The sequence below is a fragment of the Pseudomonas sp. KH_046_1 genome, assembly GCF_057839025.1.
On the sequence record NZ_CM174481.1, the window covers coordinates 5,268,667 to 5,283,235 of the forward strand.

The 14,569-nt window shown below is 61.5% G+C and carries 10 protein-coding genes; 7 read left to right on the forward strand and 3 right to left on the reverse strand.

All coding sequences use genetic code 11. The features are described from left to right. Positions 1 to 15: 15 nt before the first annotated feature. From AC3IT9_RS24080 to AC3IT9_RS24090, 3 genes are all read right to left on the reverse strand, one after another. The gene (locus tag AC3IT9_RS24080; protein WP_015096751.1) at positions 16 to 216 is read right to left on the reverse strand and encodes a DUF1656 domain-containing protein; all 201 of its coding nucleotides are present in this window, start codon (positions 214 to 216) and stop codon (positions 16 to 18) included. Beyond that, entirely contained in the window at positions 206 to 2,398 is a 2,193-nt protein-coding gene (locus tag AC3IT9_RS24085; protein ID WP_489271181.1) for an FUSC family protein, read from the reverse strand. Before AC3IT9_RS24085 ends, AC3IT9_RS24080 begins: the two co-directional genes overlap by 11 nt. A 155-nt stretch (positions 2,399 to 2,553) precedes the next feature. Continuing rightward, on the reverse strand, positions 2,554 to 4,053 hold the full coding sequence (locus AC3IT9_RS24090) for an efflux transporter outer membrane subunit (RefSeq protein WP_489271182.1): 1,500 nt from the start codon (positions 4,051 to 4,053) through the stop codon (positions 2,554 to 2,556). A gap of 190 nt (positions 4,054 to 4,243) precedes the next feature. On the opposite strand from AC3IT9_RS24090, the gene AC3IT9_RS24095 reads away from it, so the two are divergent. The 7 genes from AC3IT9_RS24095 (at position 4,244) to AC3IT9_RS24125 (ending at position 14,454) form a co-directional block, all read left to right on the forward strand. Next, entirely contained in the window at positions 4,244 to 5,212 is a 969-nt protein-coding gene (locus AC3IT9_RS24095) for a LysR family transcriptional regulator (protein ID WP_008050110.1), read from the forward strand. A gap of 717 nt (positions 5,213 to 5,929) precedes the next feature. Further along, positions 5,930 to 7,090: an efflux RND transporter periplasmic adaptor subunit gene (locus tag AC3IT9_RS24100; RefSeq protein WP_489271183.1), complete on the forward strand. Its 1,161-nt coding sequence runs from the start codon at positions 5,930 to 5,932 to the stop codon at positions 7,088 to 7,090. Then, positions 7,087 to 10,188 (forward strand): multidrug efflux RND transporter permease subunit, encoded by a 3,102-nt coding sequence (locus AC3IT9_RS24105; RefSeq protein ID WP_489271184.1) that lies wholly within the window; start codon positions 7,087 to 7,089, stop codon positions 10,186 to 10,188. Before AC3IT9_RS24100 ends, AC3IT9_RS24105 begins: the two co-directional genes overlap by 4 nt. 9 nt (positions 10,189 to 10,197) lie before the next feature. Then, the gene (locus tag AC3IT9_RS24110) at positions 10,198 to 10,875 is read left to right on the forward strand and encodes a heavy metal response regulator transcription factor (RefSeq protein ID WP_056726212.1); all 678 of its coding nucleotides are present in this window, start codon (positions 10,198 to 10,200) and stop codon (positions 10,873 to 10,875) included. Beyond that, positions 10,865 to 12,229 carry a heavy metal sensor histidine kinase gene (locus AC3IT9_RS24115; protein ID WP_489271185.1) on the forward strand — a complete coding sequence of 455 codons (1,365 nt, stop codon included), beginning with the start codon at positions 10,865 to 10,867 and terminating at the stop codon, positions 12,227 to 12,229. The genes AC3IT9_RS24110 and AC3IT9_RS24115 overlap by 11 nt, the downstream gene beginning before the upstream one ends. A 250-nt stretch (positions 12,230 to 12,479) precedes the next feature. Further along, complete coding sequence (locus tag AC3IT9_RS24120; protein WP_150727948.1) at positions 12,480 to 12,704, forward strand: hypothetical protein; 225 nt, start codon at positions 12,480 to 12,482, stop codon at positions 12,702 to 12,704. A 247-nt stretch (positions 12,705 to 12,951) separates the two neighbouring features. Then, positions 12,952 to 14,454 carry a sensor domain-containing diguanylate cyclase gene (locus AC3IT9_RS24125; RefSeq protein ID WP_489271186.1) on the forward strand — a complete coding sequence of 501 codons (1,503 nt, stop codon included), beginning with the start codon at positions 12,952 to 12,954 and terminating at the stop codon, positions 14,452 to 14,454. The last annotated feature ends 115 nt before the right edge of the window (positions 14,455 to 14,569 follow it).

Below are 14,569 nucleotides of genomic sequence, written 5' to 3' on the forward strand. Positions count from 1 at the left end.
TTCAGAGATAGAGAGTCAACGGTAGACAGTCAGCGCCATGGCGCCGAACAGACAGGTAAACAGGCTCAGGCGCAGCAACGCCGGGTGCCAGAAAAAACGGTACAGGTCGAACCCGGACAGGAACCGGTCCAGCGCCCAGGCAAGCGCCGCCGCGATGAAAAACATCAGGGTCATGGTCGGCATGTACACGCCGTGGAAGGCGATTTCACGAGGCATGTGCAAGTCCTTGGGGCTGGCTGTTTGCGAAGGCAGCCAGCGGTGATTGCGGATCGAGCAGCGAGGTGCGGATGAAGTGCAGGTAGCTCTTCACCCGGCGCAACGCCGAGGTATCGAAGTGCGGGGCGAAGGGTTCGTCGGTGGACTGCACACGGCTGATCGCGTGATCGACGGCAATCAGCGCGCGTTCGAGGTTGCTGCTGTTCGGTTGCAGGAACAGCCGCACCAGCGCACGACCCATCACCCGGATCGCCTGGCGCCATGGCTGGGATTCGGCATAGGCCGGATGCACCGGCAGAATCGCCTGCTCCTTGCGCAACTCGATGATCGAGTGACCGACTTCCAGCACCACGAACATCCAGCGCAGCAAGTCCCGCTGCACTTGCGGTTGGCCCGCCGCGAAGCCGTAGGCCTGATGCACCAGATCGCGGGTGCGGCTTTCGAAACTCGACGCCAACCCCTTGAGCTTGCCGCTGATGGCGTACACCACCTGACCGCGCAAATCCTGCTCCAGCCGACGCCACAGCCAGCGGCTGTTGGGCGGCAGAATGATCGCACCGGCCGCTGCGCACACCAGCATGCCCAGCACCATGGCGATGTAGTCGTTGATGAAGGTGTAGGGGTTGTAGACCGTGAGGTTGTCCGGCACCGAACCGGTGCTGAAGAAGATCAGCAAGCCCAGGCCGACGCCGACGTATTGCGGTCGCGAGGTCAGGAACGAGCCGAGTACGATCACCGGGGCGAGCATCACGCACAGCAACGGAAATCCGTCGATCCACGGGAAAATGAAAAACATCTCGACGAAGCCGATCAGCGCCCCGAGCAATGTCCCGCACGCCATCTGAAAGGCCATGCGCTTGGGGTTCGGGGTGGCGGCGGACAGGCCCACGGTCGCGGCGGCAATCAGGGTCATGGTCGCGCCGCTCGGCCAGGCGGTTGCCACCCAATAGCTGCCCAATACCACCAGAATGAACGCTGCGCGTATCCCCGATGCAGCCGCCGCCATCCAGTTGGTTTGCGGAGTGAACGGCTCGTCCCAGCGCTCCCGTTCGTGACTGTGATCGGCCAGGGAGGCGTGGGTCTGTGCATAACTGTGCAGGTCGTCGACGAAGCGATAGAGCAGTTCGTACGCCGTGTGGAAGTCCAGCAGTTCGTCGTCGCTCGGTTCGCTCTCCTGAAAGATCGCCCGCAGGCTGCGCACCCGCGCCGGCAACCCTGCCTTGTAGGCGCTCAGCGCCGTAACCAGACGCTCCGCATCGGCGCTGGTCAGCGCACGGCCACTGAAGCCGTCGAGTAATTCGGCGAGGTCTTGCAAGCCCGGTTTTATCGCCGCCACGGCATGATCCGTATTGTTGCTGCGCAAGCGTTCGAGCAACTGATGCAGGGCATTGAAGCGCGTGGTGATGCCCATGAACTCACTGTTCAGGCGGCTGAGGCGGCCATTGCGCCGACGCATGTGCGGGTCTTCGAACACGGTGACGCTGCGCAGCCCTTCGAGTCCGACTGCCTCGGCAATGAAGCGCACATTGCCGGCCTCGAACGCCTCGCGTTGACTGCGGCCACGCAAGCCGTCGGTGACGAACTGGGCAAACACGCCGAAGCGCTGATACAGGGCGTTGCGCATGGCGGCGCTGGCGGTTTGCGGCAGGATTGCAGCGCTGATCAGGGTCGAACAGAGAATGCCCAACGAGATTTCCAGCACCCGCCAGACCGCCGCCATGAACGCGCCGTCCGGGTGGGCCAGCGCGGGCAAGCCGACCATCGCCGCGGTGTATCCGGCGAGTACGAAACCGTAGGCACGAAAGTTGCGGCAGCGGGTGGCGCCGGCCGTGCAGATACCCACCCAGATCGCCAGCGAACCGAGGAACAGTTCAGTGTTCTGCGCAAACAGGGCGATCAGCGCGACCATCACCGCCGACCCGGCCAGAGTGCCGAGAAAACGATAGAAACTCTTGGCGAACACCTGGCCGCTTTGCGGCTGCATGACGATGAACACGGTGATCATCGCCGTGCGCGGTTGCGGTAGCTCCAGGCGCATGGCCAGCCACAGCGTCAGGAATGCCGCGAACAGCACCTTGAAGATGTAGACCCAGGTCACGCCGTCACTGCGTGACCAGTCGAAGAAACCCCGACGCCATTCCAGGGAGTACAGCCAGCGCAAGGGTGCGGGCAAGGGAGTCATCAAATCCTGCTCAGTGAAAAATCAGCCAAAACTCGGAACCTGTGGGAGCGAGCTTGCTCGCGAAGAGGGAGTGTCAGGCAACAAAAGTGTCGTCAGACACACCGCCTTCGCGAGCAAGCCGGATCGCCGCACCGCCGCTCCCACAGGTTTTGTGTTCAACGCAAAAGGCTCGGGGTTTTCGGTGCCTGGGTCTGGCTATCTTTCGGCACATCGTTGCCCGCGCCCAAACCACCGCCGAGTGCCGTCACCAACTCGGCATGGGCACTCAAACGCGCCGCCTGAACCTGCTGCTGCACTTGCTGCTGCTTGAACAACAAGGTCTGGGCATTGAGCACGTTGAGGTAATCGGTCAGGCCACGCTGGTAGGCAATCATCGCGATGTCGTAGGTCTTCTGCGCCGTGGCCACCGACTCGGCGGCGAAAGCCTGCTGCTTGTCCATGGACTCGCGGCGGATCAACTGGTCGGAGATGTTTTTCAGCGCGTTGACCAGGGTTTGGTTGTACTTGGCCACGGCGATGTCATAACCCGCCGAGGCTTCACCCAACTCCGCACGCAAGCGTCCGCCATCGAAGATCGGCAACGAAATCGCCGGACCCACGCTGTAGTTGAGTTTCTTGCCGGTCAAGAACTCCAGGGCCCCGCCGCCGGTGGCCATGTAGCCGAGGCTGCCGACCAGATCGACGTTCGGGTAGAAACCGGCATGGGCGACATCGATGCCCCGCGCCTGCGCCGCCACTTGCCAGCGGCTGGCGACCACGTCCGGGCGTTGGCCGAGCAATTGCGCCGGCAACGACGACGGCAGTTTCAGCGGCGCACCCAGTGACAGCGTTGGCCGCTGCAACTGCGCGCCCTCCCCCGGGCCCTTGCCGGCGAGAGCGGCGAGTTGGTTACGGCTCAAGGCGATTTCTTCGTCGAGGGCGTCGATCTGGCGATGGGTTTCCGGCAGCGGCGTCTCGGCCTGGCTGACTTCGAAATGGGTGCCGATGCCACCATCCAGACGCTTTTGCGCCAGCTCGAAAATCTGCTGTTGTTGCTTCAGGGTCGCCTCGACGATGTCCCGCTGGGCGTAATGCAACGACAACTCGATGTAGACCCGTACGATGTTGTCCTGCAATTCGAGCTGGGCCTGACGCGCTTCGGCAACGCTCATGTGCGCCATGTCCACGGCGCGCTCGGTGGCATTGTTTTCGCGACCCCAGAGATCAAGGGCATAGCTGAAACCCAGCGCCGCGTTATTGTCCCAGGTGGTGCTGTTGGCCAGCTCGCCGGGGCCATAGAACTGGTCGGTAGGCCAGTTGTGACGCTTGAGGGTGGATTCGCCATTGATCTGCAGCGACTCGGCCGCTTCAGCCACGCCGGCCATGGACCGGGCCTGACGCACCCGGGCGGCGGCCATGGCCAGGGTCGGGCTGCCTTGCAGGGCGAGGTCGATCCAGCGGTTCAGTTGCGGGTCGCCATAGGCTTGCCACCATTGCGCGGTGGGCCAGTGCGCCTCTTGCGCGGCGCTCTGGATTGCCTCGTCGGTGGCCAGTGAATTGGCCTCCAGCGCCTTGCCCTGCGGGGCAATACCTCCGGTTCCGATGCAGCCGCTGATTGCCAGGGTTAAAGCCAAAACACTGAGCGGCTGAAGCGCTCTGCTGATGCGACGCGGCACTGCTGCGATTTCCTGAGGTGGGGAGTTTTGCGAGTTGCGCAATTCTATGGGGCGGCCTGAAAGGCGATAAGCTGGGATTCCTGTGAATCTTTGTTACCGTTAACGAGATAATCCCTTGGTCGATCTTTAGTCGCCTGTAAATAAACAGAAACTTCGTGTCACAATTTGCCATTCGCCTAGAGAGCACCCCATGGACACTTTGCAAAACATGCGCGCCTTCAGTTACGTGGCCGAAGCCGGCAGCTTCACCGCCGCCGCCGTGCAACTGGACACCACCACGGCCAACGTCTCGCGCGCGGTCTCCAACCTGGAAGCCCACCTGCAAACCCGCCTGCTCAACCGAACAACCCGTCGCATCGCCCTGACCGAAGCCGGCAAGCGCTACCTGTTGCGCTGCGAACAGATCCTGGCCTACGTCGAAGAAGCCGAGGCCGAAGCCAGCGACGCCCACGCACGCCCGGCCGGACAACTGAAAGTGCACACCATGACCGGCATCGGCCAGCACTTCGTGATCGACGCCATCGCCCGCTACCGCAAGACCCACCCGGACGTGACCTTCGACCTGACCATGGCCAACCGCGTACCGGACCTGCTCGACGAGGGTTACGACGTGTCCATCGTCCTCGCCAGCGAACTGCCGGATTCGGGTTTCGTCTCCCAGCGCCTGGGCATCACCTACAGCATCGTTTGCGCCTCGCCGGCCTACGTCAAAACCAACGGCTGCGCACAAAAACCCAGCGACCTGCTCAACCACGCCTGCCTGCGCCTGGTCAGCCCGGTGATTCCGCTGGAGAAATGGGCCTTCGACGGTCCTGATGGCCAGGAAATGGTCACCATCAACAGCTCACCGTTCCTGGTGAATTCCGCCGACGCGATGAAATCCGCGATCATCAGCGGCATGGGCGTTGGCGTCCTACCGCTGTACGCCGCAATAGAAGGCCTGCGCAACGGCACGCTGGTGCGCGTGATGCCCAACTACCGCTCCCAGGAACTGAACCTGTATGCGATCTACCCGTCGCGCCAGTACCTGGATGCGAAGATCAAGACATGGGTCGAGTATTTGCGTGGATCGTTGCCGGAATTGCTGGCGGCGCATCAGGCGGAATTGGCGGCGTATGAATTGAGCGGAAGTCTGGGTGGGGTTCGGGTGGCGAACTGATGGATGCCCGAACCCGGCTCACATCAGATTGATTCATTGTGGGAGCGAGCCTGCTCGCGATGGCGCTCTCACATTCAACATCTCTGTGTGCAGATACACCGCTTTCGCGAGCAGGCTCGCTCCCACAGTTGGATTTGCATAAATCTGCCAGAAATTGGCTGGCTGTCACGCCGCCTTCGCGGGCAAGCCCGCTCCCACAGAAGAGCAAAAACAGATCGGCGTACACCCGCCGCTTCTTACCACTCATCAGGCCGAGCGTTAGCTCGCCTGCAGCTCTTGATCTTGATCCACCCGCCCCCTCGGAAGGCTGAGTGGAGGCGTTCATCCGGGGATTGGCGCGCAGCGCCGTTCGACGCAGTCGAACTCATTGCATGTAGGTCGTCGCGAAGCAGACCGGAGGGCAATGCCCCCGGATGAATGCCGGAGCGAAGGAACACCGAGCCCCAGCGAGGGGCCGGACGTTCGGGGCGAGCGCTTTTTTTGCTTACTTTTTTTGAGGCGCTTGTTAAAAAAAGTGAGTCGCCGTCAGGGCGAAACCCTAAGTCGCCGTTACCGAAGCAACGGATATGTACACGGTCACCCACAACATGGTCGGCCCAGAGGCCGCCAAGTCCCACAAACTGACAGCGCCGTCAGTTAGCCGTCACCCTCCTGACCGGCAAACAGGTTTATAAAGGAAAATACCAACCGTCTACCCAGCCCCGGCGCCCCACTCGCATGCGAATCCAGAAAAAATCCGCCCTGCTCGTCGCCCTTCTGATCGTCCTGGCAGCGCTGGGCCTGTGGTACGCCAACAAACCGGCCAAGGCCAAACTCGCCACCCCCACCGCCATCCCCGTGCGCGTAGTCGCCGTCGCCGAAAAAGACGTGCCGCGCTACGTCAGTGGCATCGGCTCGGTGTTGTCCCTGCACAGCGTCGTGGTCCGCCCGCAAATCGACGGCATTCTCACCAAAATCATGGTCAAAGAAGGCCAACTGGTAAAAAAAGACGACCTGCTGGCCACCATCGACGACCGGTCGATCCGCGCCAGCCTCGACCAGGCCCGGGCACAACTGGGCGAAAGCCAGGCACAACTGCAAGTGGCGCTGGTCAACCTCAAGCGCTACAAGCTGTTGAGTGTCGACGACGGCGTGTCCAAGCAGACTTACGACCAGCAACAAGCCCTGGTCAACCAGCTCAAGGCCACCGCCCAAGGTAACCAGGCCTCGATTGACTCCGCCGAGGTACAGCTTTCCTACACACAAATTCGCTCCCCGGTCAGCGGTCGTGTCGGCATTCGTACCGTCGACGAAGGCAACTTCCTGCGCATGACCGACACCAAGGGCCTGTTCACGGTGACCCAGATCGACCCGATCGCCGTGGAATTCTCCCTGCCGCAGCAAATGCTGCCGACCCTGCAAGGCCTGATCAACGACCCACAGCACGCCCGGGTCAAGGCCTACATCGGTGCCGACACCGACGGCGAAACCGGCAACCTGCTCGGCGAGGGCCACCTGACCCTGATCGACAACCAGATCAACGCCAGCACCGGCACCATCCGCGCCAAGGCCGAGTTCGATAATCCGAGGCAGAAGCTCTGGCCGGGTCTGCTGGTGACGGTAAAGATTCAGACAGCCCTGGATAAAGATGCGCTGGTGGTGCCGCCGACAGTCGTACAACGCGGCCTCGACCAGCACTTCGTGTACCGGGTCAATGGCGACAAGGTCGAAGCCGTGCAGGTGCAGATGGTTTATCAAGGCAGCGGCCAGGACATCATCAAGGGTGTGAAGCCGGGTGATGTACTGGTCAGCGATGGTCAGTCGCGGCTCAAGCCCGGCGCTACTGTGCAAGTGCTGACCGAGCCGCCTCAAGTGGTGCGATCGGAGGCGGCGCAATGAAGGGCCATGGTTCGGTTTCAGCCTGGTGCATCGACCACCCGGTGGCCACGGTCCTGCTGACGTTCGCCTTGGTGCTGCTGGGTGTCATCGCGTTTCCGCGCCTGCCGGTAGCGCCGTTGCCGGAGGCAGAATTCCCGACCATCCAGGTGGCCGCGCAACTGCCCGGCGCCAGCCCGGAAACCATGGCTTCCTCGGTGGCTACCCCCCTGGAAGTGCAATTCAGCGCGATTCCCGGCGTGACCCAGATGACATCGAGCAGCGCCCTCGGCTCGACCATCCTGACCCTGCAATTCACCCTCGATAAAAGCATCGACACCGCGGCCCAGGAAGTGCAGGCCGCGATCAACACCGCCGCGGGCAAACTGCCCAAGGACATGCCGAACCTGCCGACCTGGCGCAAGGTCAACCCGGCCGACAGCCCGGTGCTGATCCTCAGCGTCAACTCGTCGCTGATGCCAGGCCCTGAGCTCAGCGACCTGACGGAAACCCTGTTGTCCCGTCAGCTCAGTCAGGTCGACGGTGTAGGCCAGGTCGTCATCACCGGTCAGCAGCGTCCGGCGATTCGCGTCCAGGTTTCGGCGGACAAGCTCGCGGCCATCGGCCTGACCCTCGCGGACATCCGCCTGGCGATCCAGCAGACCAGCCTCAACCTGGCCAAGGGTGCGCTGTACGGGGAGTCGAGCATCTCGACCCTGTCCACCAACGACCAGTTGTTCCACCCGGAGGACTACAGCCAGCTAATTGTTTCCTACAAGGACGGTGCACCGGTTCATCTGCGCGATGTCGCCAAAGTCGTCAACGGTTCGGAAGATGCCTACATCCAGGCTTGGGCGGGCTCGCAACCGGGGGTCAACCTGGTGATCTTCCGTCAACCAGGCGCCAACATCGTCGAGACCGTGGACCGCATTCAGGCCGCCTTGCCGGCACTGGAAGCGATGCTCCCCGCCTCGGTGCAAGTCAAGACGCTGATCGACCGCACCCAGACCATCCGTGCCTCGCTGCATGAAGTGGAAATCACCCTGCTGATTGCAATCATGCTGGTGGTGGCGGTGATGGCGCTGTTCCTGCGCCAACTGTCGGCCACGCTGATCGTGTCGGCAGTGCTCGGCGTGTCACTGATCGCCAGTTTCGCGCTGATGTATGTGATGGGCTTCAGCCTGAACAACCTGACCCTGGTGGCGATCGTGGTCGCCGTGGGCTTTGTGGTGGACGATGCGATCGTGGTGGTGGAGAACATCCACCGGCATCTCGAGGCCGGTGACGGCATGCGCGAGGCGGCGATCAAAGGCGCTGGCGAGATCGGATTTACCGTGGTTTCGATCAGTTTCTCGCTGGTGGCGGCGTTCATTCCGCTGCTGTTCATGGGCGGTGTAGTCGGCCGGCTGTTCAAGGAGTTCGCCCTGACCGCCACCTCGACCATCATGATTTCGGTGGTGGTCTCGCTGACCTTGGCGCCAACGCTGGCAGCGCTGTTCATGCGCGCGCCGGTGCATCGCGCCCACGACAAACCGGGCTTCGGTGAACGCCTGTTGGCGTGGTACGAAAAAGGCCTGCGCCGCGCCCTCGCCCACCAGAAAGCGATGATCGGTGTGTTCGCTTTATCGCTGGCTCTGGCCGTCGCCGGTTACATCTTCATTCCTAAAGGTTTCTTCCCGATACAGGACACCGGTTTCGTCTTCGGCACCACCGAAGCTGCTGCCGATATTTCCTATGGCGACATGGTGAAAAAACACCTGGCGATGGCCGAAATCGTCGCTGCCGATCCCGCAGTCGAAACGTTTTCACATTCCGTCGGCGTCTCGGGCAGCAACCAGACCATTGCCAACGGCCGCTTCTGGATCACCCTGAAAAAACGCGGGGATCGCGATGTCTCGGCCAGCCAGTTCATCGACCGGATTCGCCCGCAACTGATGAAAGTCCCGGGAATCGTCCTGTACCTGCGTGCAGGGCAAGACATCAACCTCAGCTCCGGCCCGAGCCGCGCCCAGTACCAATACGTGCTCAAGAGCAACGACGGCGCTACCCTCAGCACCTGGACCCAGCGCCTGACGGAAAAACTGCGCGCCAACCCGGCCTTCCGCGACATTTCCAACGACCTGCAACTGGGCGGCAGCATCACCCATATCAGCATCGACCGCAGCGCGGCAGCCCGTTTCGGCCTGACCGCCAGCGACGTCGACGAGGCGCTGTACGATGCGTTCGGTCAGCGCCAGATCAACGAATTCCAGACTCAGGTCAACCAATACAATGTGATCCTGGAACTGGACACCAAACAGCGCGGCAAGGCCGAAAGCCTCAACTATTTCTACCTGCGCTCGCCCCTGAGCGGGGAAATGGTGCCGCTGTCGGCCCTGGCCAGGTTCGATGCGCCGACCATCGGCCCGCTGTCCATCGCCCATGACGGGATGTTTCCCGCCGCCAACCTGTCGTTCAACCTGGCCCCCGGCGTGGCGTTGGGCGATGCGGTGATCATGCTCAACCAGGCCAAGGCCGACATCGGCATGCCGACCGCCATCAGCGGCAACTTCCAGGGCGCGGCCCAGGCGTTCCAGAGTTCGCTGGCCAGCCAGCCGTGGCTGATCCTGGCGGCGCTGTTGGCGGTGTACATCATCCTCGGCGTGCTCTACGAGAGCTTCGTGCACCCGCTGACGATCATTTCCACCTTGCCTTCGGCGGGCCTCGGCGCAGTGATCATGCTGTGGATCTGCGGTCAGGACTTTTCGATCATGGCCTTGATCGGGCTGGTGTTGTTGATCGGTATCGTCAAGAAAAACGGCATCCTGATGATCGACTTCGCCCTCGAAGCGCAGCGCAATGGCGGACTGTCGCCAGAGGAAGCGATCTTCAAGGCCTGCATCACGCGGTTCCGGCCGATCATCATGACCACCCTTGCCGCCCTGCTCGGCGCCCTGCCGCTGATGCTCGGTTACGGCACCGGCGCCGAGTTGCGCCAGCCCTTGGGGATCGCCGTGGTCGGCGGCTTGCTGGTGAGCCAGGCGCTGACGCTGTTCACCACGCCGGTCATATACTTGTGGCTTGAGCGGCTATTCCATCGACCTAAACCTGCGCCAGAACCGGTGCTGGCGACCACAGACTGAGGCGGGGTCATGCGCGTTCTGATTATCGAAGACGAAGAAAAAACCGCGGACTATCTGCATCGCGGCCTGACGGAACAGGGTTTCACCGTGGATCTGGCCCGCGATGGTGTGGAAGGCCTGCATCTGGCGCTGGAGAGCGACTACGCGGTGATCGTCCTCGACGTGATGCTACCGGGCCTCGACGGCTTCGGTGTGTTGCGCGCCCTGCGTGCGCGCAAGCAAACCCCGGTGATCATGCTCACCGCCCGCGAGCGTGTGGAAGATCGCATCAAGGGCCTGCGTGAAGGCGCCGATGACTATCTGGGCAAACCGTTTTCCTTCCTTGAACTGGTGGCACGCCTGCAAGCGCTGACCCGCCGTAGCGGCGGCCATGAACCGGTGCAGGTGAGTATCGCTGACCTGTGGATAGATTTGATCAGCCGCAAGGCCACCCGCGCCGGTACACGTCTGGACCTGACCGCCAAGGAGTTCTCGCTGCTCAGCGTGCTGGCCCGGCGTCAGGGCGAAATCCTCTCGAAAACCGCCATTGCCGAGATGGTCTGGGACATCAATTTCGACAGCGACGCCAACGTCGTCGAAGTCGCGATCAAACGCCTGCGGGCCAAGCTCGACGGGCCGTTCGAAGAAAAATTGCTGCACACCATTCGCGGTATGGGTTATGTGCTGGAGAGCCGTGGTGTCCAGTAATTCCATTGCGCTGCGCCTGAGCGGCATGTTCACACTGGTGGCGCTTCTGGTCTTTCTGTTGATCGGTTGGGCGCTGTACCAGCAGGTCGACAAGGGCCTGGGCCTGCTGCCCGAAGCCGAACTGGATGCGCGCTACAGCGTGCTCGAATCCACGGTCGGCCGTTACGGCACGCCCGAGCACTGGGTGAAGATCAACAACAAGCTCAACCTGCTGAGCGAAGAAGACAAACGCATCAGTTTCTGGATCATCAGCGGCGATCCACACTACGAATACGGCAACCTGACACCGCAGATCCGCGCCTTTGCCCAAGGGCCCCTGGGCACGCGCGACATGCATCTGCCGGAGCACCCGTATCCGCTGAAAGTGCTGGTCAGCGAATTCCCGGCCAAGGATCAGCGCCCAGCGCTGCGCTTCATGATCGCCATCGACACCGAAACGTTTTTCCATACCCAGCATCACCTGCTGGTCGCGCTGATCAGCTTGGCGATTGTCGGCGTGCTGCTGGCCTCGGCACTGGGTTATTGGGTGGCGCGGATCGGGCTCAAGCCGCTGATCAAACTGTCCCAGGAAGCCCAGCGCCTGGCCCCGCCATTGCGCTCAGGGCGCTTGCGCCTGTCGCCGTTGCCGCCGGAGCTTGATCAATTCGTCAGCTCGTTCAACTCGACCCTGGAACGGGTCGAGCAGGCCTACTCGCGCCTTGAGTCATTCAACGCCGATGTCGCCCACGAACTGCGCTCGCCATTGACCAACCTGATCGGCCAGACCCAGGTCGCATTGACCCGCGGGCGCTCCGCCGAGCATTACTTCGAAGTGCTGCAATCGAACCTCGAAGAGCTTGAGCGACTGCGTTCGATCATCAACGACATGCTGTTCCTCGCCAGCGCCGATCAGGGCAGCAAGGCGACCAAACTGACGTCCACGTCGCTGGCGGATGAAGTAGCCACGACCCTGGAGTATCTGGATTTCATTCTCGAGGACGCTCAGGTCCAGGTTGAGGTCAGTGGTGACGCGCAAGTGCGGATCGAGATCGCCCATCTGCGCCGGGCGTTGATCAACTTGTTGAATAACGCGGTGCAGCACACCGCGCCCGGGCAGGTGATTCAAGTGCGGATCGAAGTCCAGGAGCATCAAGTCAGCATCGGCGTCGCCAACCCCGGCTCGCCGATTGCCAGCGAACATCTGCCGCGCCTGTTCGAACGCTTCTACCGGGTCGATGCGTCACGCAGCAACAGCGGCCACAATCACGGTCTGGGGCTGGCCATCGTCAAGGCGATTGCGTTGATGCATGGTGGGGATGTGTTTGTGCGCAGCGACCATGGGATGAATACGTTCGGCATTCATCTTCCTGCCTGATCCTCTTCTTCCTTTGTGGGAGCGAGCCTGCTCGCGATGCAGGCAACGCGGTGCAACTCAAGGACCGAGGTGCTGCTATCGCGAGCAGGCTCGCTCCCACATTGGATTTGGGTTGAACACATATAGGCGGCCAACCCACTATTGCCATAACCGCAACAGTCCTTTCATGAATCCACTCTTTTTCCCCTCCCCCAAGATCCTTATCTTTGCCCGCACCAAACAGCACTTGCCAAGCAAGAAGGTTTTAAAGATGTCCAACAGTATGGGTATTGCCAGCGCTTTCGTTTTGTCCTCTTTGTTCCTGTCGCCGTTGGCGATGGCGGAAGAATCGCAGACTTTCGTTGCGCATAACGCCGCACGCGCTGCAACGTTCGAAGAGCATCGGATCGAGATGACAGCCAAAGCTGTGCAAGACGCCCAAGCCCCGCAAGCATCCAGCATCCAGGCCCAGCCACGGGTCGAGAAAGACAGCTGATCTGCACCGATCACTCCCGTTTCCCTCGACACTTTTCATCGGCTCTTCCCTTTGAAAAGTTGTCTTCAAAGCCGCTGCTGTCAGCGGCTTTTTTTATAGTGGCGACTCGACCTTCATTGCAATTTCTGCAACGAAAGTCACTGACGCCCACGCCATTGATCAATCGCACGAGCAACAGGAACGATTCACTCGGCTGCTGCGTTTATGCAACTACGCTTACAGCGTCCCTTTAGCAGACGTCAGCCCTATGATCGCAAGCCGTACCGCACATTTTCAAGGCCCGCCCGGGCGACCCGAGATCATGGTGATCGTCGGCAGCACCCTGACAGTCATTTCAATCCTGTGCATCGTCACTTTCCTGCTGATCCGCGAACACGCCAATGCCCAGCAGACCGCCACACGTAGCGCGACCACCATCGCGCAACTGATCGATGCCGATGTCCTGCGCACGGTCGAGCTCTATGACTTGACCTTGCAGGGCCTGATTGCCGCCGCCCAACGGGACGACCTGAAACAGGTTTCTCCGCAGATCCGTCATCTGGTGCTGTTCGACCGCTCTACCACCGCGCGCTACAAGGGCGACATCCTGCTGCTGGACAAGCACGGCGACGTGCTGGCCGACTCATCATTGATCGAACCGAAACCGGGCAACTTCGCTGACCGCGATTATTTCCTGGCCCATACCTTCAATCGCGACTCCGGCATGTTTATCAGCCGACCGTTCAAGCCGCGCTGCGACTGCGATGACAGCGACGAATGGCGTATCAGTTTCAGTCGGCGCATTTCCTCGCCCACGGGTGAATTCCTGGGGGTCGCGGTGGCGTCGATGCGCATGAGCTACTTCGACCAGCTGTTCAACAGCCTCGACATCGGCAACGGCAGTACGCTGGGCATCATCAATGATGACGGGGTTCTCCTGGCGCAGAAGCCGTACCGGGAACAAAACGTCATCGGCAAAAGCTTCTCCAGCCGCCCCAACGTCGTACGCATGCTGCGAGAGCGCAGTGGCACCTTTGAAAGCGTGTCGAGTGTCGACCATCAACGGCGCCTGTACACCTTTACCCGGGTCGGCAATCTGCCGCTGACCGTCATCGTGGCCCTTTCCATCGACGAAGTGTTCGCCACCTGGAACCGCACGGCCTATGCGATCAGTGGTGCAACAGGGGTTTTGTGCATCGGCCTGTTGTGGCTGACCTGGATGCTCTGCCGCGAGCTGCGACGGCGCCAATATGCCGAGCAGGAATTGGCGCAGCTGGCGGCCACCGATGCCTTGACCGGCGTGGCCAACCGTCGATCCCTTGATCAGACCCTGCGCCATGAATGGTTTCGCGCGCAGCGCAGTGGCAAGCCGTTGTCGTTGCTGATGATCGATGCCGATCACTTCAAGGCCTTCAATGACCGGCACGGGCATCAGGCCGGCGACGAAGCCTTGCGGGCATTGGCCGAGGTCATTCGCGCCAATGTCCATCGCCCGGCGGACCTGGTGGCTCGCTATGGTGGTGAAGAGTTTTCAGTGGTCCTGGCCGAAACTGGCAGTGAAGGCGCGCAGCAGATCGCCGAACATATCCGCGAGGCGGTGCAAAAACTGCCACTGGTGGACACCGGTGAGCCGCCGATGAGCGTGAGTATCGGCATTGCCACCTGGACAGCGGCCAGCGATATCAGCCTTGAGCAATTGCTGTTCAGTGCGGACAAGGCGTTGTATCAGGCCAAGGAAGGGGGGCGTAACCGGGTTGTTTGTGCCAGTTGAATTCTATGCTGAATCGACTGGCCTCTTCGCGAGCAAGCCCGCTCCCACAGTTGACCGCGTTTCCCTGTGGGAGCGGGCTTGCTCGCGAAGAGGCCTTCACTGCCACCATAGAAAT